Genomic DNA, 20,270 nt, shown 5'->3' on the forward strand with positions numbered 1-20,270 from the left:
GCCTTGTTATCACTGTATTTAACTGTTGCTATAAATACTCAATAACTCATTACCATTGGTATGCGTGAAATTTAGCTATATTGGCTTAAAGCGCCTGTTCTGCTTGTTAATTTAAGATTTTTATTTTTAATTTTAGATGGAGCAGGCAATGACCCGCACTGTAATTTTTAAAGCTGTATTACTAAGTGCCACCTTATTTGGTGCTGTATTTAATAGTGATGCCATAGCAAAAGTACCCACCCTTAATTTAACGGATGCCATAAACATGGCGCTCAATAACGAGCCGTGGCTGAGCGCCAGTGAGCAAAAGCAAGCCGCCGCCACAGCGCAAAGTATTGCTGCAGGTACTTTACCAGACCCAGTACTGAGCATAGGTTTACAAAGCGTACCCGTAGATGGCTTTGCGTTTGATCAAGAAAACATGACGCAGTTAAAACTGGGTATAAGCCAAAGCTTTAGCCGTGGTAATAGCCTGGCACTTAGCCAGCAAGCAATAAAAGAAGAAGCACTTGAGCAGCCGTGGCTGAGGGCGCAGCGAAAGGCGCAAGTAAAAGCGAGGGTGATGGAACTGTGGTTAAATGCCTACAGAGCACAGCAAAGTATTGCGTTAATTGAACAAGATAAAGCATTGTTTACCCAGCTAATTGAAGTTACCGTAGCCAGTTACTCCAGTAGCTTAGGCAAAACCCGCCAACAAGATATTATTCGCGCACAATTGGAGCTGACGCGCCTTGAAGATAAACTGATTATATTAGCGCAGCAACTAGACGCCGCTAAACAAGGGTTAGTCCAGTGGTTACCACACAGCATATTAAGCCAACCATTAAGCCAGGCTTTTGCAGCGCCAGCTCCGCTTGCACAATTTAATAGCTTAGACCTTGATGAGCTCATTAAGTTACTTATGGCGCACCCCTCTATGGTGGCAATAGATCAGCGTATAGCCGCTAAACGCACACAAGTGAGCCTTGCTAAACAGAGCTATAAGCCACAACTTGGCGTAAATATGGGTTATGGCTACCGCGCTGATAATCAATTTGGTGAATCGCGTGCTGATTTACTTTCGGTTGGCGTGAGTATTGATTTGCCTTTATTTACCGACAACAGGCAAGATCAGCAAGTTAAAGCCGCTATTGCCACTGTAGAAGCCATTAAAACCGACAAACGCGTGGCGCTACAAAATCTAAAAGGGGAGTACTTTAAAGAGGTTAGCCAGCTTGAGCGAATTAAGCAGCGCCATACGCTTTATCAAAACACATTATTACCGCAAATGTCGCAACAAGCGCAGGCTACTTTAAACGCGTACACCCGTGATGATGGCGACTTTTCTGATGTTATGCGTGCGCGTATTAGTGAGCTAAATGCCAAAATAGATGCGCTTAATATTCAAATAGACAAACATATTATTATTGCTCGCCTAAATTATTACGCAGCCAATTTAGACTCGCTAGTAATGGCTGAGTTACGAGGGTAAAAAATGAAAACGAACTTAAAATACCTTGTAGCACTGCTTACTGGTGCCGCGTTAATGTTTATTGCTAATCGCTGGCTGATTAATGACACAGAGCACTTAGCCACAACCGCTGATAGTAAAAAAGCGAAGCCGTTGTATTGGGTTGCGCCAATGGACAGTAATTATAGGCGTGATGAGCCAGGCCTATCGCCAATGGGCATGGAGCTAGTACCTGTGTATGCAAACACTGAAAACGACAGCCCAGGTACTATAAAAATATCACCTGAAGTGGTTAATAACTTAGGCGTTAAAACCAGTAAAGTGCAAGTTAAAACGCTGCAAAGCAATATTAATACAATCGGTTATGTGCAATACAACCAAGACCAGGTAACCCATATTCATCCCCGAGTAGAAGGCTGGATAGAAACGTTATTTGTAAAAGCGCAAGGGGAGCCCGTTAGTGCTGGTGAGCCTCTTTACACGCTTTACTCTCCTGAGCTTGTGAACGCGCAAGAAGAGTTTTTACTCGCAGTAAATAGAAAAAACAGTGTATTGCTTCGGGCTGCCAAAGCGCGTTTAGAATCGCTAAATGTGTCTGATGGCTTTATTAAGCGCTTAGAAAAAAATAACAAAGTGATGCAAAACATTACGTTTTACGCGCGTCAAAGTGGCGTGCTTGATGAGCTTAATATACGTGAAGGTTTTTATGTTAAGCCCGGCACCTCAATGATGAGTATCGCTAAATTAGAGCAAGTATGGGTAGAGGCAGAAGTATTTGAGCGCCAAGCAGCTTTAGTAACCAAAGGGCTCCCTGTGACGATGACACTTGATTACATCCAAGGTAAGCAGTGGCAGGGCGTAGTAGATTACATTTACCCAGCGCTTAATACTCAAAATCGTACTCTACGTGTAAGGCTGCGTTTTGAAAATACCGCCGGGCTTCTTAAACCTAATATGTTTGCCCAAGTAAGCATTCACACACACAGTAACTCAGTGCAACTTGTTATACCTAAGCAAGCGCTTATTCGTACAGGTGCACAAAACCGAGTAGTACTTGCCCTAGGCAATGGACGCTTTAAATCCGTGGCAGTAAAGGTTGGGCAAATTAGTCAACAAGAGGTGGCTATTCTATCAGGCATTACCAAGGAGGATAGTGTTGTGACTGCTGCGCAGTTTTTAATAGACTCTGAGTCGAGTAAGGACTCGGACTTTGAGCGTATGAGCGCACCAAGCACTCAAGCGATAAGCAATATGCCTGATATGGAAATAGACAAGGCTGAAGCGGTTCAAACAGCCACAGTAATGGGGACCATAAATAATATAAACCCAGCGCAGCGGGTTATTAATATTAGCAGAGAGGCTATTGCTAAATGGAACAGAGGCCCCGCTACGATGGACTTTATACTTGCTAAAGCGCTTGATATTAATGCGCTTTCCCCTAATCAGCAGGTTAATTTTACCTTTAGCATTATCGACGGTGAATTTGTAATAAGCAAAATTGCTGAACACCCCACTGGCAAAGGCGTAGCTCATCACTCAATGCATGGGGAGTCATTATGATAGCTGCTGTTATTCGCTGGTCGATCGTTAATCGCTTTCTCGTTTTGTTGCTGAGTATTATTGTATTTGGCGCGGGTATTTACAGTGTTAAACAGACTCCCGTTGATGCGCTTCCTGATTTATCAGATGTACAGGTCATTGTTAAAACCAGCTACCCAGGCCAAGCGCCCCAAGTAGTGCAAGACCAAGTTACCTTCCCGCTTACTACGGCCATGCTGTCTGTGCCTGGCGCTAAAACGGTGCGTGGTTTTTCGTTTTTTGGCGACTCATATGTGTATATTATTTTTGATGAAAATACCGATATTTACTGGGCCCGCAGCCGCGTTCAAGAGTATCTAAGTCAGGTAGAAAGCCGCTTGCCGACTAGCGCAAAAGCGCAACTTGGACCCGATGCCACAGGAGTGGGTTGGGTTTATTTATATGCGTTAGTTGATAAAACAAATCAGCTCAATATTAGCCAACTTCGTAGCTTGCAAGATTGGTTTCTAAAATTTGAACTACAAAGCGTTGAAGGGGTATCTGAAGTGGCCACTGTGGGTGGCATGATAAAGCAGTACCAAGTGGTTGTAGACCCCATTAAGTTACGTGCTCATGACCTTCCTCTTAGTTTGATACAAACGGCTATTAGCCAAGGTAATCAAGAAACTGGCGCCTCAGTAATCGAAATGGCTGAAGCTGAATACATGGTAACCAGCACAGGTTATATTAAAAGTGTCGCCGACTTAGAAGCCATTCCATTAGGAATTAATGCCCAAGGAAGTGCATTACAATTACGAGATGTAGCAAATGTACGCTTAGGCCCACAAATGCGACGAGGCATTGCAGAGCTTAATGGCGAAGGCGAGGTTGCGGGTGGCATTGTGGTGATGCGTTATGGCGAAAATGCCCAAGAAACGATTTCTCGGGTAAAAGCAAAACTTGAGTCATTAAAACAAGGGTTACCCGAAGGGGTTGAAATAATACCGGTTTACGACCGCTCCACGTTAATAAAAAGCGCGGTCGATAACCTGAGCAGTAAATTGTTTGAAGAGCTCATTATTGTTGCCTTAGTGTGTGTGGTATTTTTATTTCATGTGCGCTCATCGCTGGTGGCTATTATAACCTTGCCTATGGGTATATTAATGGCTTTTATTGTGATGTATTGGCAAGGTGTAAACGCGAATATTATGTCGTTAGGCGGGATTGCTATTGCCATTGGCGCAATGACAGATGGTGCTATTGTAATGATAGAAAACATGCATAAACATATGGAAAAAACGCCACTAACCAAGCAAAACCGTTGGCAAATAGTGACTAAATCGGCCACGGAGGTCGGCCCTGCGTTATTTTTTAGTTTACTCATTATTACAGTAAGTTTTATGCCTGTATTTATTTTAGAGGCGCAAGAAGGGCGCATGTTTGCCCCGCTTGCTTATACAAAAACGTATGCGATGGCAGCCTCTGCCGGTTTAGCGATAACCTTAGTGCCGGTGCTAATGGGCTACTTTATTCGGGGTAAGGTCATTTCTGAGCATAAAAACCCTGTTAATAGAGCCTTGGTTGCAGGGTATAAACCGCTGTTAGCCACCGTACTTAAATTTCCAAAAAGTACGTTATTTATTGCATTTATAGTGACGGTTATAGGCTTTTATCCGGTAAATAAAATAGGCAGTGAGTTTATACCTTTGCTAGATGAAGGCGACTTAATGTATATGCCAACAACTTACCCAGGGCTTTCTATTGGTGAAGCACGAAAAATTTTACAGCAAACAGACAAGCTCATAGCCTCAGTGCCAGAAGTAAAAACTGTATTTGGCAAAATAGGGCGAGCTGATACCGCTACCGACCCCGCACCGCTGACAATGATTGAAACCTTTATTCAATTTAAGCCCAAATCACAGTGGCGAGAGGGCATGACGAAGCAAAAAATTAAAGCCGAGCTAGAAAGCTTAGTTGCATTACCGGGCCTTACAAATGCGTGGGTTATGCCAATAAAAACACGGATTGATATGCTTGCCACCGGTATTAAAACGCCCGTAGGTATTAAAATTGCAGGCCCAAGCTTGTTAGAAATTCAAAACATTGGGCAGCAAATTGAGCAGTTGTTAAAAGATGTGCCTGGCACAGCCTCTGTGTATTCAGAGCGTGTGGCCACAGGGCGTTATATTAAAGTGGATATAAACCGCGAAAAAGCAGCACGGTATAATCTAAATATAGCCGACATACAACAGGTTGTAGCCACTGCCATTGGCGGCTCAAACGTGACTGAAACAATTGAAGGGCAACAGCGTTACCCGGTAAATTTACGCTACCCGCAGCGCTTTCGTTCTTCGCCTGAAGATTTAAAATTATTACCTATTATTACACCATCAGGACAACATATTGCACTTGGTGATGTTGCTAAAGTATTTATTGAAGATGGCCCTACCGGCATTAAAAGCGAAAACGCGCGTTTAAATGGGTGGAGCTTAATTGATATTAAAGGCAGTGATATTGGCAGCTATGTAGCACAAGCACAGCAAGTACTTAGCGATAATCTACAATTACCTGCTGGTTATTCAATTACGTGGGCAGGGCAGTACGAATACATGCAACGCGCAAAAGCAAAGCTTACTTATGTGATACCGCTTACACTCGCGATTATTGTAATACTGCTATACCTTAATTTTAAATGCCTAAGCGAAGTACTTATTATTATAGCCACCCTTCCTTTGGCTATGGTGGGCGGCATTTGGCTAATGTACTTTGAAGCGTTTAACTTTTCGGTGGCAGTGGGTGTAGGGTTTATTGCATTGGCTGGTGTTGCCGTAGAAATAGGCGTCATTATGCTTGTATATTTAAACCAAGCTTATACAGCGCAACAACAGCAGTGCGAGCAAACCGAAACTGCATTTAACTTACAAGCGCTACAACACGCTATTATGCAAGGTGCAGGGCTAAGAGTGCGCCCCGTAATGATGACGGTAGCGACAATTATTGTTGGTTTATTACCTGTTTTATACGGTACAGGCACTGGCAGCGAAGTAATGAGCAGGATAGCTGCGCCTATGGTAGGCGGCATGTTAAGTGCGATTATACTTACATTATTAGTTATCCCTGCCGTGTATTTACTGTGGAAAAAGCGGCATATTTCTCATTAAAGCTCGGGGCAATGCGCTTTGTATTGCCCTATAAAAATTACCCGTATTTTGTAACTTGTACCAGATAAACCGCCTAGCTCCTCTTTTTTGTTATTTAATTCGTTGTTTTTAATAAAGTTTATGTTGGCACGTTTTACGCAACTCATCGCTTATACAGTCAACTCAGTAAGGAATGCACATGCAAGTTAAAACAATTAAAGAAGTGTACGATTGGACCGTTTTATTTCACACACAAATGGCGGCAAATTTTTACAGCGTTAAGGAGTTGCTTGACGAACGTAATGCAATGCTAGTGGACTATTATTTAGATTATGAAAAAAAGTTAGCTGAAGACCTAGTTGGCTTTAAAGCAATTACTGAGATCAATACTTTAGATACTTACAGCTACGAATACTTTGCAGATAACCCCGAGCTAATTACGTTTAAGGATATAAGCAAAGACCAAGAGTTTGATGAAAAGGTTATTCAAAATTATCTCTCTGAGCAGCATAAAAAAGTAATCGAACTTTACGAGTACTTATTAGAGCGCGCAGAAACAGAAAACGGTAAAGAAAAGCTCGAGCAAATTTTAGAGCTCGAGAAGCAAGGCATTAAGCAAATGATGCAAAGCTCAAACCGCCATATGGATATGTAAGCCCAACATGTAAAGGCTCGCTTTAAGCGAGCTTTTTATTACTAAATGCACTCAAACTCAATCCCCGCTTTTTTTAAATAGAGTTGTTCTTGCTCAAGATCCGCTTGAAGTAGAGTATGCTCTTGCAAGTAGCCATTACTAAATTTAATAAACAACCCTAAGTTGCTTGCGCTTATTACCATATCAGGCTTTAAGCTAACTTGGCGTTTTTGATTAAATAAAATAGCTAAGCGTAAAATAACAATAAGCTTAAGTACGTGCTTTTGAGAAATAGTTAAAAACTCTGGCAGCTCAGTCAGTTTAATTTTTTTACGATAAAAGCGTATAAGTGAGCTTAAAATAAGTTGCTCTTGCTGCGTAAAACCGGGTAATTGACTATTTGCCACTATATAAGCGCTGTGTTTGTTAATGCCTGAAGAGTTAATGGATAAACCAATTTCATGTAATTTTGCTGCCCACGTCAGCAACGCAACATCATCGTTGTTATCTAGATACCACACATTTTTTAGCTGTTTATAAAGCCAAATAGCCGTATCCGCAACACGTGCTGCGTGTGTTTTATCAGCGGTGTAGCGCCCACTTAAATTATTAATAGTGTTTGAGCGAATATCCTTGTCGGCCAGCTTCTGCTGCATTTCGTGCAGTAACCCTTCTCGTAATGAAAAGTCGCTATAGGTAAGCTCTTTAATGGCAAACTCTGTAAATATTGCGATTAAAATTGCTAAGCCGCCACATATACTTTGTTGGCGCTCAGGTGTAAGCCCTGCAATAACTAAGTTATCAATATGTTTAGCGCTAATAAATTGCTGCTTTAACGTGAGCAAATCATCGTAAGTAATATTTGGCTGTTGCGGATTTGCAGCGCTTATCATCGCTAAAATTGACTTTATCGTGCCTGAAGTGCCAATAACAGTTTGCCAATTTTCGCTTACATAGTTAGAAAAAATCGCTTCAAGTTCTTGCTCGGCTTTTATTTGCGCTTTGTTAAAGCGTTTGGCCGTTATTTTTCCATCGCTAAAAAACTGCTTTGTAAAGCTAACGCAGCCCATATTACGACTAGATAAAAGCTTATGCTTAAAATGTTTCCCTATTATAAGCTCGGTACTGCCACCGCCAATATCGATCACTAAGCGGTTTTCTTCATTATGAACATAATGTGCAACGCCCTGATAAATTAAGCGTGCTTCTTCTTGGCCTGCAATTACATCAATATGAAAAGGAAACACATTACTTGCTTGTGCTAAAAAGGCATTAATATTTTTAGCTCGCCTAAAGGTGTATGTAGCCGCCACTTTTACGTTACTGGCAGGAAAATCGTGCAACGTTTTAGCAAATTGCTTTAGCACCACTAAAGCACGACCGATGGCTGCCTGGCTTAAGCGAAACTTGTCATCTAATCCATCAGCTAAATAAACGCGTTGTTTTTCTTTATGTAGAATTTGCAAAGTGCCGTTCACTTCCCGAGCAACCACTAAATGAAAGCTATTGGAACCTAAATCAACGGCAGCAATGGAAGGATGATCATTCATTATAATAAGTGTGTTCCCATTTTTTTAGATAATCGTAAATGGCTATTTGAGAGCGAATTTTTTTACGGTTACCCCGTCTTACATAAGCGTTTTTTTGTTCGCTATCAATAATACGTGCTTTGGTACGGTCTTTAAATTGTAGCTCTAATATATCAATTATGAGCCGCTTTAACTTAACATCTAATATAGGCACGCCTACCTCAACACGGTGATCTAGGTTACGTGTCATCCAATCAGCAGAGGATATAAATACTTTTTCATCGCCATTATTTCCAAATACCATGACCCGAGGGTGCTCTAAAAAGCGGTCAACGATACTAATTATCTTAATATTGTCGCTAAGTTGAGGCATCCCAGGAATAAGTGAGCACATGCCACGTACAATAATTCTAATTTTAACCCCTATTTTGCCAGCAAGGTAAAGCCTATCTACCAGCTCTTTATCAGCGAGGTTGTTTACTTTTACAGTAATTTTGCCCGGTTTGTTGTTATTAACATGGTCAATTTCGTTATTGATTAAATTAAGCAGCGTTTCACGGGCATTTATTGGCGAAAGCATCAGGTGGTCAAATTTAAAGGGTTTATAACTGCTCTCTATAAATCTAAATACGCTGTCGCTTTCTTCACAAATGCCAGTGTGGCGAGTAAATAAGCTAAAGTCAGTGTAAATTTTGGCTGTTTTTTCATGAAAATTGCCTGTGCCTATATGAGCGTATTTTACTATTTGGCCTTTTTCTTTACGGTGCACGACACATAATTTGCTGTGCACTTTTAATGCGGGTATACCAAAAATCACTTTAATACCTGCACTGCTTAGCACCTTTGCCCATTCAATATTATTTTGCTCGTCAAAACGTGCTTTTAACTCGACCATAACGGTCACTAATTTTCCGTTTTTAGCGGCATTAATTAATGAAGAAATTAACCTAGACTTACTCGCTACACGATAGATATTTACCTTTATTTGTGTAACTTTGGGGTCAAATGCCGCTTGGCGCACATATTCAAGCACATGGTTAAAGGTATGATAGGGGTAATAAAGTAAAATATCTTGCTCACTAATGGCATCAAATACACTGGCGTGCTTTTTAAATGCACTACTTTGCAATGCGGGAAGGGGTTTGTTTTCTAAATATTGGCGCCCTACATTAGGGAACGTTATAAAGTCTCTAAAATTACGATAACGCCCCCCAGGAATTAACGCATCATGATGCGTGACACCGAGGCGCTTTTTCATCACTTTGAGCATGCTTTCAGGCATGGCTTGATCGTAAACTAACCTTACCGGCTCGGCATAAATACGTTGTTTTAATCCTTTGGACATTTTATCAAGCAAGCCAGCTTCTAGTTCATCATCTAGGTTGTACTCGGCATCGCGGGTTAATTTTATTGCATAACCGGCAATGCTTTTATAAGAAAAAAAACTACTAAATACATCATTTAAAAAGTAAGTGATTACATCGTCAAGCATCACAATAGTTTTATGGCGGCGGGTTTTTTCTGGAGGCAGGTTTATAAAGCGATCAACCCTGTCGGTGGGTACCTCAAGCATGGCGTAATAACTTTTTTCATCACTCATTTCTACAAATAGGTAGGTCATGGTGTCGTTTATATAGTCGGAGTAATCTTTGTTTTCGTTTAGTAAAATAGGAGAGGTGTGCTGTAGAACGTGCTCATGAAAATAATTTTTTAGCCAGTTTAAATGAAACACGCTTAGCTCATCAGGGCGGCTCACGTGAATATTATGATGGTTTAGGTCGACTAATACTTGCTGATGAATGTGGTTAAACTTTTTACCTAACTGACGCACTTTTTTTTGTATCTCGCTAAGTAGTATTTCGTCTTCTTCAAAGTTAGCATCGGGGAGTTTATTTAGTAAAATTCGGCGTTTTACCTCTGCAACACGTACTCTAAAAAACTCATCTAAGTTATTAGAAAAAATACCTAAAAAACGCATGCGCTCGATAATTGGGTTATTTTTATCTTTAGCTTCTTGAAGCACACGCTCGTTGAATGACAGCCAGCTTAGCTCTTTGGCAAAATATTCAGTTGTTTGAGAGGGAGTTATGTGGGCATTCATCTCTATTCCATTATTAGGATATGCTTTAAGTTTAATTTGGGCTGTGTATACGCTTAGGGGAATTGCAATGTAAAAAGCGATAACACGAGTAATAATCAGCCCTTTTTATTTAAATTTACGCCAGTTAGATGACATAAAAATGACTGCCGTGTCATTTTTATGTCAAGGGCGTGCTAGTTTAGGCCTCTTCAATATCTACAATTAAGTCACTGGTAATTGATTCAAGCGCATCAATCACTTCTTCTTTGTTCATACCGCTGGGTAAAGTAACCGTGGCGACAGCACTAAAAATAGGCACTCCCCAATTTGGCGCGCTCTGCTGTCTTGAGTTTAAATGAGTGATGCTTGCGCCTTTATGGCGTATTACACTTGCCAGCTCTTGTACAATACCAGGTCGGTCGTTGCCGGTAATAACAAAGTTTATTTGTTCTTTGCTGCTTGGCTCTACCTCTGTGTTGCCGGTTTCAATACGTACATCGAGTTTAGGTAAGGCATTTAATGCATTTTGTAATGCTTCAAAGTGTTCCTGGGCTACTTCAACCTGAATAATACCTGCAAAGTGACCAAGTAAGTGGCTTAAATTACTGCTTAGCCAGTTTCCCTTATTTTGCAAAATAACAGATGAAATGCTTTCTACTAATCCGGGCCGGTCTTGCCCTAAAATGGTGATCACCAACTGCTTCATAAATAGCTCTCTCTAAGCCTGAAAATGTAAATGCGTAGGCATTAATTATGTGTAATGTTTCTATCAATGTAGGGGGTAAAATAAACGCATAGAAAACTACTCGTTTATTACTACTTATTTGTATATTTATCGTTGTATTTTTTTAGCTTAAGCGCTGTTGTCTTCATTCGTTATACATAGTTTTAGTATTGTCTGCGTTAAATTGTTTGTCCAATAAAAGCACAAATTAGTTCCTACAAAAACATAAATCCACACTGAATCAATTAACAATTTTATAGCACTTTTGATAATAAGTGTCATCGTATTGTGCTTTCTGCTCAGGAACGCCCAGTTTTCACTCGCTTTGAGCAGTACGTATTTCGTTTAACCATAAAAGTGTAAATAGGTAATGCGTAATAAACGTATAAATATAGATGAGCTAAATACTGCAAAGCGCGCTATTGAGTACCTAATAAAGGGGCTGTTTTAAAGCCTTGCAGCGGGTATTTATTACATCTGTAACATTACTGTCATCTTGATGAAATATAATTCGCGCAACAACAGAATTAAAGGGTGTGTTGATGACTTCCAATCCGAATAAGCCGACTTTAAATACGGATCGAAGCCGTCTATTTAAAGACCGGTTTGCAAAGTGGGGTATTTCCGCAGGCGGAGTAATGGTATTAATAGCATTGTTATTAATATTCTTTTACCTTCTTTATGTGGTACAACCAATTTTTGAGTCAGCAAAAGTAGAAAAGCGTAACAGCTTTAACGTTACTAATGCTGATCAAATCGTGGGCTTAGGTGTTGAGGAACAAACAGAGGTTGCCTTTTTGCTATCCCAGCAAGGCGAGGTCATTTTTTATAGTGTGCAAGATGGCAGCTTTGGTCAAAAGCTTAAAACATTAAGCGCTAAGCTACCAAGTGATGCATCAAGCTTTGCAAACAGTGCGCCGTTTCAGGGGCATTATGCGTTTGGCTTAGAAAATGGCTCAGTGATGCTTGTCGCACCTAAGTTTTTAGTCACTTTTCCAAATAATCAAAGAAAGCTAACACCGCGTCTAGATTACCCTCTTGGCGAAATGGCATTAGAAGTTGACGATCAAGGTGCAGCCATCAAGCGCTTTGCATTTAGCCATTATGAAGATAAAACAGCTGTTGTTGCTTTAACCGAAGACAAGCGCGTGTTGTTTAGCAGCTTTGTGGCTGAGGAAAACATGTTCACTGGTGAAGTTGAATGGGTAGTTGAGCGCACCGAACTTGATGTAAATGGGCGTATAGACGAGCTATTAATTTCGCCGGATACCACCCGAACTTTTGTGCGTTCAGCTAATCAAATTTATGTTTACGATACCCGCTATCCAGATGATGTAGAACAGATCCAGTTACTGTCAGCTAATGAAGAAAACGCTAATATAGTATCAGCCCAGCTGCTTGCTGGTGCTAACTCGCTAATGTTGGCAAACGACAATGGTGAAGTCTCGCAGTGGTTTGAGGTGAACACGGATAGCGGTCGTGAGTATCAAAAAATTCGCTCGTTTGAAACAACGAAGCAAAGTAAGCTGAATATTTTCACTGAGTTTTATCGTCGTACTTTCTTTACAACAAGTAGTAACGGTGAGTTAGGTATTTATTACACCACAAGCGAGGCAAAACTTTGGCAAGGTAAAGTCAGTGAAGGTGAAATTAAAAACTTTGCTATAGCCCCACGTTCAAATGCAGCGCTAATTTTAGCCGATAACCAACTAACCGTATTAGAGATTCATAATGAACACCCAGAGGTTACATGGTCAGCCCTGTGGCAAGAGGTATGGTACGAAGGTTACCCAGAGCCAGGCTACATTTGGCAATCTACCTCAGCAAGCGATGACTTTGAGTCTAAATTTTCTTTAGTTCCTATTTCGTTTGGTACCTTAAAAGCTGCGCTGTACGCCATGCTGTTTGCAGTGCCTATTGCGCTCTCTGCTGCTATTTACACCGCATACTTTATGTCGAGTGAGCTACGTAGAGTGGTAAAGCCGACCGTCGAAATTATGGAAGCTCTGCCTACAGTAATACTCGGATTTTTAGCTGGCCTGTGGTTAGCGCCACTTATAGAAGAGCACTTACCTGCCATTGTTGGTTTACTTATTTTATTGCCATTAGGTGTATTAGCCACCGCACTAGGCTGGACTAAGTTACCAGCGAGTATTCGCCATAAAATCCCTGAAGGGTCACATTCTATTCTGCTAATTCCGGTCGTGTTATTTATTGGCTGGCTGTCGTTCGCGATGAGCGAAACAGTCGAGCTTTGGATGTTTGATGGAAATGTACGTCAATACTTAACCAATGAACTTGGTATGACGTTTGACCAACGTAACTCGTTAGTTGTGGGTATTGCGATGGGCTTTGCGGTTATTCCTACTATTTTTTCGATTGCGGAAGATGCCGTATTTAGTGTGCCTAAACACTTATCAAATGGTTCACTTGCACTTGGTGCTACACAATGGCAAACGCTAGTGCGTGTTGTACTACTTACAGCAAGTCCAGGCATTTTCTCTGCTGTGATGATGGGCCTTGGCCGTGCAGTAGGCGAAACCATGATTGTATTAATGGCAACCGGTAATACGCCGATTATGGATTGGAGTATTTTCCAAGGTATGCGTACTTTAGCTGCAAACATTGCGGTAGAAATGCCTGAATCAGAAGTAGGCAGCTCGCACTATAGAATACTATTCTTAGCAGCATTTGTACTATTCATATTCACCTTTGTTTTCAACACAGTGGCTGAGTTTGTTCGTCAGCAGCTGCGTGAAAAATACAGCTCAATGTAAGTGGAGAGACACGACATGGTAAAGCAGTGGTTTAAGTCTGGTTCTCCTTGGATTTGGATGACAGGCGGTGCAGTAAGCATCAGCTTAATCTCAGTTCTTGGTTTATTAGCAATGATAGCTTGGAAAGGGTTAAGCTTTTTCTGGCCATCGGAGGTGGTTCAATTTGAGCTAGAAGGGTCTATTTCAAAACAAACCATAATTGGTGAAGTTTACGACCGAGAGCTCGTACCTACGGCACGTTTAGCGGCAACCGGTATTGATGTTTCAGGCTTTAATAAAGATGAAGTTGAGCGCCTACTTATAAAAACAGGTAACCGCGAATTTGTAGATTTAGATTTTCGCTGGATATTAGAAACTGATATTACTGAGCAAAGTACACCGGCTACGCTTGCTGTATTTGAGCGTAGTAAAAACGGTAACTTTTATGGTTACATCGAAGGTGTAATTAAAGATGGAAAGCCGGTTACTGGCGATAAAATCGAAACCTTACATGAGTTAGTAGAACGTGCGGTTGATTTAAACGATGAAGCGCTTGATTTACAAAATGGCGAAATTGGTCATATTAACTACGAGCTTGAGCGTTTACGCCTACAAGAAAAAGCCTACCTACTTGATGACGAGCTAACTGATGAGCGTGTTGCTGAGCTTGCCCAGGCACGTGCCGAGTTACGTAATGAATACGCAGTACTTGAAAAAGAGCTATTTTCACTGCGTAAAAAAGCCAAGCGTGACCAAGTATTAGTTAAAGATATGCGCGGTGAAGTGGTCACCATTCCACTGTATCAAGTACTTGATGTTTGGCTGCCGAACGACATGGGCTTTTTCTCAAAACTAGGCCATTACTTTGTTCAATTGGGTAAGTTTGTATCAGACGACCCACGTGAAGCTAACACCGAAGGCGGCGTATTTCCTGCAATATTTGGTACTGTATTTATGGTAATGCTGATGGCTGTTATTGTGACTCCATTTGGCGTAGTTGCTGCAATTTACTTGCATGAATACGCAGCTAAAAATGCAGTAACTAAGATGATTCGTATTGCGGTAATAAACCTTGCCGGTGTCCCGTCTATTGTTTATGGCGTATTTGGACTGGGCTTTTTTGTATACATGCTTGGGGGAAGTCTGGACCAATTATTCTACCCCGAAGCCGCACCAACACCAGTATTTGGTACACCCGGTGTAATGTGGTCGGCACTTACATTAGCTATTCTTACATTACCGGTTGTTATTGTATCAACTGAGGAAGGCTTATCACGTATTCCAAGTACAGTACGCGATGGTTCATTAGCGCTTGGTGCCACCAAGGTTGAAACCTTATGGCGAATTATTATTCCTATGGCAAGCCCTGCAATCATGACAGGTTTAATACTTGCTGTTGCGAGAGCGGCCGGTGAAGTTGCACCATTAATGTTGGTAGGTGTTGTAAAAATGGCCCCTACGTTACCCCTTGACGGTAACTTCCCATATTTTCACTTAGATAGAAAGTTCATGCACTTAGGCTTTCATATTTATGATGTAGGCTTTCAAAGCCCTAATGTTGAAGCGGCGCGCCCGCTGGTATACGCAACGGCCTTCTTATTGGTGTCGGTGATTATTACCCTCAACATAACAGCGATAGGCATACGTAATCATTTACGTGAAAAATTCAGATCGCTTGAACACTAATTAGTAAAGAATTATAGGTAACAAACATGATTACAGTCGCTCCACAAGTAAACCAAGCTAATACAGGCTTAAAGTTAGACTTAGAAAACTTAACTGATGACCAAAAAGCGTTAGAGATTAAGGACCTTGATCTTTACTATGGTGAAAAGCAAGCGCTTAGCAAAGTGAATATGAATATTCCTAAAGGTCAGGTAACCGCGTTTATCGGCCCATCGGGTTGTGGTAAATCAACCCTATTGCGATGCATTAACCGCATGAACGATTTAGTCGATGTGTGTCGTATTGAAGGTGAAATATTACTTCATGGTCAAAACATTTACGATAAAAAGGTCGATGTGGCCGCGCTTCGTCGTAACGTAGGTATGGTGTTTCAACGTCCTAACCCATTTCCTAAATCGATTTATGAAAATGTGGTTTATGGCCTACGCTTACAGGGTATTAAAGAAAAGCGTAAGCTAGATGAAGTAGTAGAGCAATCACTTCGTGGTGCGGCACTATGGGATGAAGTAAAAGACAGATTACATGATAGCGCATTTGGGCTATCGGGTGGTCAGCAACAGCGTTTAGTTATTGCCCGTTCAATTGCAATTGAGCCTGAAGTACTATTACTTGATGAACCAACGTCGGCACTTGACCCAATTTCTACATTGGTTATTGAAGAGCTAATTAACGATTTAAAAAATAAATTTACCGTAGTCATTGTTACGCACAACATGCAACAAGCTGCACGTGTATCTGATCAAACGGCCTTTATGTACATGGGCGAATTAATCGAATACTCAGATACTAATACCTTATTTACAACGCCTAGCAAAAAGAAAACAGAAGACTACATTACAGGCCGTTACGGCTAGTCCTTGCTTGGTTATTGTGAACGAATTTAAGAGAAGGTAATTATGGAACATAATATAAACAAACATATATCTGGTCGCTTTAATCAAGAACTAGAAAATGTTCGTAACCATGTACTAAACATGGGTGGCTTAGTTGAGCAACAGCTAAGCAGTGCACTTGACGCAGTAAGCCGTAACGATGCTGAACTAGCACAAAAAGTACGCCAAAACGATTACAAAGTGAATGCAATGGAAGTAAGCATCGACGATGAGTGTACACGCATTATTGCTCGTCGCCAGCCCGCAGCAAGCGATTTGCGCTTGGTTGTTGCTATTGCTAAAACAATTGCCGATTTAGAGCGTATTGGCGATGAAGCTGAGCGTATTGCTAAAGTAGCTTTGGACTCATTTACTAAAGATCAGCAAGATTTATTAGTGAATATTGAAAATATGGGACGCCAAGTATTAAAAATGCTACATGATGTACTTGATGCATTTGCGCGTATGGATGTACAACGCGCCTTTGAAGTACATAAAGAAGATTCAAAAGTTGACCGTGAATATGAAGCAATTACGCGCCAAATTATGACTTATATGATGGAAGATCCACGCTCAATCCCAAAAATTATGGATTTAGTATGGTCTGTACGTTCATTAGAGCGTATTGGGGACCGTTGCCAAAATATTGCGGAATACATTATATATTTTGTTAACGGAAAAGATATTCGTCATACATCTCAAGAGGATATAGAAAAATCGTTGTAATATTTTTTCTATCATTCTTTTTTATTAAAGCGGCTTAATGCCGCTTCATGCATTGTTAGCTGCGGTGAAATAATAAAAAGCGTTCACAATCGCGGCTAATACTGTAAAATTCATGCTGCAAAGCATATCAATTTGATTAAAGGGTCAGTTATGCCTACAAACGCGTTTTTAGGGGTATTTGCAAAATCTCCTATCAAACCAATGGAAGAACACATCAAGAAAGTTCATCAAGCAAGCAAAGCTTTGATACCTTTCTTTAATCACGTATTTAAAGAAGAATGGCAGCAAGCAGAAGAGCTTCGTTTAACTATTCGTAATTTAGAGCGTGAAGCTGATGATATGAAAAGAGATATACGCTTACAATTACCGCGTGGTTTATTTATGCCGGTAGAGCGTACAGATCTGCTCGAACTCGTAACTCAACAAGATAAAATAGCAAATAAAGCAAAAGATATTGCAGGGCGCGTAATTGGTCGTGAAATGACTATTCCTAGCGCTATGCAGGCAGACTTTTTAGCTTATCTAACACGTTGTGTTGATGCGACTAAACAAGCATCAAAAGCAATTAATGAGTTAGAAGAGTTATTAGAAACGGGTTTTAAAGGTCGCGAGGTTACCTTAGTTGAAAAAATGCTCGTAGAATTGGATGCCATAGAACAAGACACGGATGAAATGCAAATTAAAGTACGCCGCCAACTGCGTGATGTAGAAAGCGAGCTAAACCCAATTGATGTTATGTTTTTATACAAAATAATTGAATGGGTTGGCGAGCTTGCAGATATTGCAGAGCGCGTAGGATCACGTCTTGAGCTGATGTTAGCTCGTTAATTTATACAAATCAGTTCAAACGAAAGATTAAGGTTACACAATGGATATCATTGCATCTTACGGCACGGTATTAGTTTTAATTGCCGCAGCAGTCGGCTTTTTTATGGCTTATGGTATTGGCGCGAACGACGTCGCTAATGCGATGGGTACTTCGGTAGGTTCTAAAGCGTTAACAATAAAACAAGCAATTATTATTGCGATGGTTTTTGAATTTGCTGGTGCTTATTTAGCGGGGGGTGAGGTTACATCAACAATTCGTAAAGGTATTATTGATGCAGCTCCTTTTGCAGCGCTGCCTGATTTAATGGTTTTAGGTATGATCTCTGCGCTTTTTGCAGCGGGTACTTGGCTATTAATCGCCTCATTTTTAGGTTGGCCTGTTTCAACTACTCACTCAATTATTGGTGCAATCATAGGTTTTGCATTAGTTGCAGTGGGTACAGAGGCTATTCAGTGGAATAAAGTTGGAGGTATTGTAGGTAGTTGGATTATAACACCGGCAATTTCAGGCTTTATTGCTTACTTAATATTTATGAGTGCGCAAAAGCTAATTTTTGATACCGATGCACCGCTTAAAAACGCGAAGCGCTTTGTACCTCTGTACATGGGTTTAGCGGGTTTTATTATGGCGCTAGTAACAATTAAGAAAGGCTTAAAGCATATAGGTATTAATCTAGGTGCTACAGAGGGCTACTTAATTGCTATCGCGATTGCTGTGATTGTAGCTATTATTGGTAAAATTGCGATTTCACGTTTAAATATCGACCCTAAAGCTGATAAACAAATGCAATTTAATAACGTAGAAAAAGTATTTGCGGTATTAATGGTATTAACAGCGTGTTGTATGGCGTTTGCGCATGGCTCAAACGACGTAGCGAATGCAATTGGCCCACTAGCTGCGGTTGTGAACATTGTTGAAAGCAACGGTGAAATCGCTAAAAAAGCGGCTATCGCATGGTGGATTTTACCACTCGGTGGTTTTGGTATTGTTGCGGGTCTTGCTATTTTAGGTAAAAAAGTAATTAAAACAATAGGTGAAGGTATTACACATTTAACGCCTAGCCGTGGCTTTGCTGCAGAACTTGCGGCTGCATCAACCGTTGTTATTGCATCAGGTACTGGTATGCCAATCTCTACTACACAAACCTTAGTTGGTGCGGTATTAGGTGTAGGTATGGCACGCGGTATTGCTGCTCTTAACATGGGTGTTATCAGAAACATTGTAGTTTCTTGGGTAATTACATTGCCAGTTGGCGCTGCCCTTGCTATTGTTATTTTCTACGTACTAAGAACCGCGTTTGGGGTTTAACAAAAAAGTACTCAAAGACTTTTAGCTTGAAAAGATCTCAACGCCTTTGGTGTTGGGGTCTTTTTATTTGTGGAAAGAAAAAATGACCAACCTACCAAGTATTAAACAGCTGCAGTATTTATTAGCTGTACATCAGCACCAGCATTTTGGCCGTGCAGCAAGTGCGTGCTTTATTGGGCAATCTACTTTAAGCAGTGCAATTCAAAACCTTGAAGAAACACTCGGTTGTCAGCTAATAGAGCGAGAGAATCGTAGCCTCATGTTTACCAGTATTGGTGAAGAAGTTGTTGAACGCTCTCGTAAAATTATCAACGATACAATTAGTTTAAAAGAGTTAACCAAAAGCTTTCTAACGCCACTCAGTGGCAAGTTAGTGGTAGGGGTTATACCTACTATTGCAAGCTTCATAGCAGCGCCTTTGTATCATTTTTGTAAGCAAACCTTTTGTGATTTAGAACTGGTACTTGTTGAAGATACCAGCGATAAGTTATTAGATAAGCTTGAACACGGCCATATTGATTTAGCGTTGTTAGCTCTGCCTTATCAAACAGAGAAGTTTCATACCCAAGTATTGGCTAAAGATCACTTTAGTTTAGTGCACCACAAAGATTACAGCCCAGCTAAAGGCGTTGAAGACTTTAATTTACTACCTGAGGCGAGTGTATTTTTATTAGAGCGAGAGCACTGTATGACAGGGCATGCCTTGAGTGCGTGTCACTTAAATCGTTCAAGCTGTATTAATCCGTTTGAAGCTGCAAGTCTACATACTTTACTCAGTATGGTAGAGCATCAGCTAGGGGTTACATTTTTACCGCAAATGGCGATTAATGCGGGCATTCTTAAAGATAAAAATATGATAGCAACTCCCTCGCAAGGTGATGCTTACCGAGATATAGGCATATTGTGGCGAAAAACCACTGGAAGAATTCGCGACTTTAAATTATTCAGCCAGCAGTTGGAAGTGTTTTTAGCTCGCCAATGCAGCCTGGACTTTGAGGGTTAATCCTAATTACTTTCA

14 protein-coding genes are annotated in these 20,270 nt (G+C 40.8%); 11 read left to right on the forward strand and 3 right to left on the reverse strand.

The features are described from left to right. Positions 1 to 148 precede the first annotated feature (148 nt). The 4 genes from AN391_RS06735 to AN391_RS06750 all read left to right on the forward strand — a co-directional run bounded on the left by AN391_RS06735 (position 149) and on the right by AN391_RS06750 (position 6,763). Positions 149 to 1,471 (forward strand): TolC family protein, encoded by a 1,323-nt coding sequence (locus AN391_RS06735; protein WP_055014688.1) that lies wholly within the window; start codon positions 149 to 151, stop codon positions 1,469 to 1,471. A 3-nt stretch (positions 1,472 to 1,474) separates the two neighbouring features. Beyond that, entirely contained in the window at positions 1,475 to 3,010 is a 1,536-nt protein-coding gene (locus AN391_RS06740; protein WP_055014689.1) for an efflux RND transporter periplasmic adaptor subunit, read from the forward strand. After that, a complete protein-coding gene (locus AN391_RS06745) occupies positions 3,007 to 6,129 on the forward strand; it encodes an efflux RND transporter permease subunit (protein WP_055014690.1) in 3,123 nt (1,040 codons plus the stop codon). Before AN391_RS06740 ends, AN391_RS06745 begins: the two co-directional genes overlap by 4 nt. A gap of 178 nt (positions 6,130 to 6,307) precedes the next feature. Beyond that, the gene (locus AN391_RS06750; RefSeq protein ID WP_055014691.1) at positions 6,308 to 6,763 is read left to right on the forward strand and encodes a hypothetical protein; all 456 of its coding nucleotides are present in this window, start codon (positions 6,308 to 6,310) and stop codon (positions 6,761 to 6,763) included. A gap of 41 nt (positions 6,764 to 6,804) precedes the next feature. Here the strand turns inward: AN391_RS06750 and AN391_RS06755 are convergent, their stop codons facing one another. The 3 genes from AN391_RS06755 to AN391_RS06765 all read right to left on the reverse strand — a co-directional run bounded on the left by AN391_RS06755 (position 6,805) and on the right by AN391_RS06765 (position 11,057). Continuing rightward, the gene (locus tag AN391_RS06755; RefSeq protein WP_055014692.1) at positions 6,805 to 8,292 is read right to left on the reverse strand and encodes an exopolyphosphatase; all 1,488 of its coding nucleotides are present in this window, start codon (positions 8,290 to 8,292) and stop codon (positions 6,805 to 6,807) included. After that, positions 8,285 to 10,372, reverse strand: coding sequence for a polyphosphate kinase 1 (ppk1, locus tag AN391_RS06760; protein WP_055014693.1), 2,088 nt, complete (start codon positions 10,370 to 10,372; stop codon positions 8,285 to 8,287). The genes AN391_RS06755 and ppk1 overlap by 8 nt, the downstream gene beginning before the upstream one ends. A 178-nt stretch (positions 10,373 to 10,550) precedes the next feature. After that, positions 10,551 to 11,057: a glycine cleavage system protein R gene (locus AN391_RS06765; RefSeq protein WP_024031441.1), complete on the reverse strand. Its 507-nt coding sequence runs from the start codon at positions 11,055 to 11,057 to the stop codon at positions 10,551 to 10,553. 560 nt (positions 11,058 to 11,617) lie between these two features. On the opposite strand from AN391_RS06765, the gene AN391_RS06770 reads away from it, so the two are divergent. From AN391_RS06770 to AN391_RS06800, 7 genes are all read left to right on the forward strand, one after another. Beyond that, positions 11,618 to 13,852 (forward strand): ABC transporter permease subunit, encoded by a 2,235-nt coding sequence (locus tag AN391_RS06770; protein ID WP_055014694.1) that lies wholly within the window; start codon positions 11,618 to 11,620, stop codon positions 13,850 to 13,852. A 15-nt stretch (positions 13,853 to 13,867) separates the two neighbouring features. Beyond that, the gene (gene pstA / locus AN391_RS06775; protein WP_055014695.1) at positions 13,868 to 15,517 is read left to right on the forward strand and encodes a phosphate ABC transporter permease PstA; all 1,650 of its coding nucleotides are present in this window, start codon (positions 13,868 to 13,870) and stop codon (positions 15,515 to 15,517) included. Positions 15,518 to 15,543: 26 nt separating this feature from the next. Continuing rightward, complete coding sequence (pstB, locus tag AN391_RS06780) at positions 15,544 to 16,371, forward strand: phosphate ABC transporter ATP-binding protein PstB (protein WP_055014696.1); 828 nt, start codon at positions 15,544 to 15,546, stop codon at positions 16,369 to 16,371. A gap of 42 nt (positions 16,372 to 16,413) precedes the next feature. Further along, entirely contained in the window at positions 16,414 to 17,115 is a 702-nt protein-coding gene (phoU, locus tag AN391_RS06785; RefSeq protein ID WP_055014697.1) for a phosphate signaling complex protein PhoU, read from the forward strand. A gap of 150 nt (positions 17,116 to 17,265) precedes the next feature. Further along, positions 17,266 to 17,943 (forward strand): TIGR00153 family protein, encoded by a 678-nt coding sequence (locus AN391_RS06790; RefSeq protein WP_004587620.1) that lies wholly within the window; start codon positions 17,266 to 17,268, stop codon positions 17,941 to 17,943. 40 nt (positions 17,944 to 17,983) lie between these two features. After that, positions 17,984 to 19,252, forward strand: a complete 1,269-nt coding sequence (locus AN391_RS06795) for an inorganic phosphate transporter (protein ID WP_055014698.1) — start codon at positions 17,984 to 17,986, stop codon at positions 19,250 to 19,252. Between the two features lie 82 nt (positions 19,253 to 19,334). Beyond that, on the forward strand, positions 19,335 to 20,255 hold the full coding sequence (locus AN391_RS06800; protein ID WP_055014699.1) for a hydrogen peroxide-inducible genes activator: 921 nt from the start codon (positions 19,335 to 19,337) through the stop codon (positions 20,253 to 20,255). Positions 20,256 to 20,270: the final 15 nt, after the last annotated feature.

Origin of the sequence: Pseudoalteromonas sp. P1-13-1a (assembly GCF_001401875.1) — a bacterium.
GTDB lineage: Bacteria > Pseudomonadota > Gammaproteobacteria > Enterobacterales > Alteromonadaceae > Pseudoalteromonas.

Excerpts from the sequence above, each read along its gene's own strand:
- AN391_RS06735 (WP_055014688.1), top strand. The coding sequence starts at position 149 with ATGACCCGCACTGTAATTTTTAAAGCTGTATTACTAAGTGCCACCTTA.
- AN391_RS06740 (WP_055014689.1), top strand. The coding sequence starts at position 1,475 with ATGAAAACGAACTTAAAATACCTTGTAGCACTGCTTACTGGTGCCGCG.
- AN391_RS06745 (WP_055014690.1), top strand. The coding sequence starts at position 3,007 with ATGATAGCTGCTGTTATTCGCTGGTCGATCGTTAATCGCTTTCTCGTT.
- AN391_RS06750 (WP_055014691.1), top strand. The coding sequence starts at position 6,308 with ATGCAAGTTAAAACAATTAAAGAAGTGTACGATTGGACCGTTTTATTT.
- AN391_RS06755 (WP_055014692.1), bottom strand. The coding sequence starts at position 8,292 with ATGAATGATCATCCTTCCATTGCTGCCGTTGATTTAGGTTCCAATAGC.
- ppk1 (WP_055014693.1), bottom strand. The coding sequence starts at position 10,372 with ATGAATGCCCACATAACTCCCTCTCAAACAACTGAATATTTTGCCAAA.
- AN391_RS06765 (WP_024031441.1), bottom strand. The coding sequence starts at position 11,057 with ATGAAGCAGTTGGTGATCACCATTTTAGGGCAAGACCGGCCCGGATTA.
- AN391_RS06770 (WP_055014694.1), top strand. The coding sequence starts at position 11,618 with ATGACTTCCAATCCGAATAAGCCGACTTTAAATACGGATCGAAGCCGT.
- pstA (WP_055014695.1), top strand. The coding sequence starts at position 13,868 with ATGGTAAAGCAGTGGTTTAAGTCTGGTTCTCCTTGGATTTGGATGACA.
- pstB (WP_055014696.1), top strand. The coding sequence starts at position 15,544 with ATGATTACAGTCGCTCCACAAGTAAACCAAGCTAATACAGGCTTAAAG.
- phoU (WP_055014697.1), top strand. The coding sequence starts at position 16,414 with ATGGAACATAATATAAACAAACATATATCTGGTCGCTTTAATCAAGAA.
- AN391_RS06790 (WP_004587620.1), top strand. The coding sequence starts at position 17,266 with ATGCCTACAAACGCGTTTTTAGGGGTATTTGCAAAATCTCCTATCAAA.
- AN391_RS06795 (WP_055014698.1), top strand. The coding sequence starts at position 17,984 with ATGGATATCATTGCATCTTACGGCACGGTATTAGTTTTAATTGCCGCA.
- AN391_RS06800 (WP_055014699.1), top strand. The coding sequence starts at position 19,335 with ATGACCAACCTACCAAGTATTAAACAGCTGCAGTATTTATTAGCTGTA.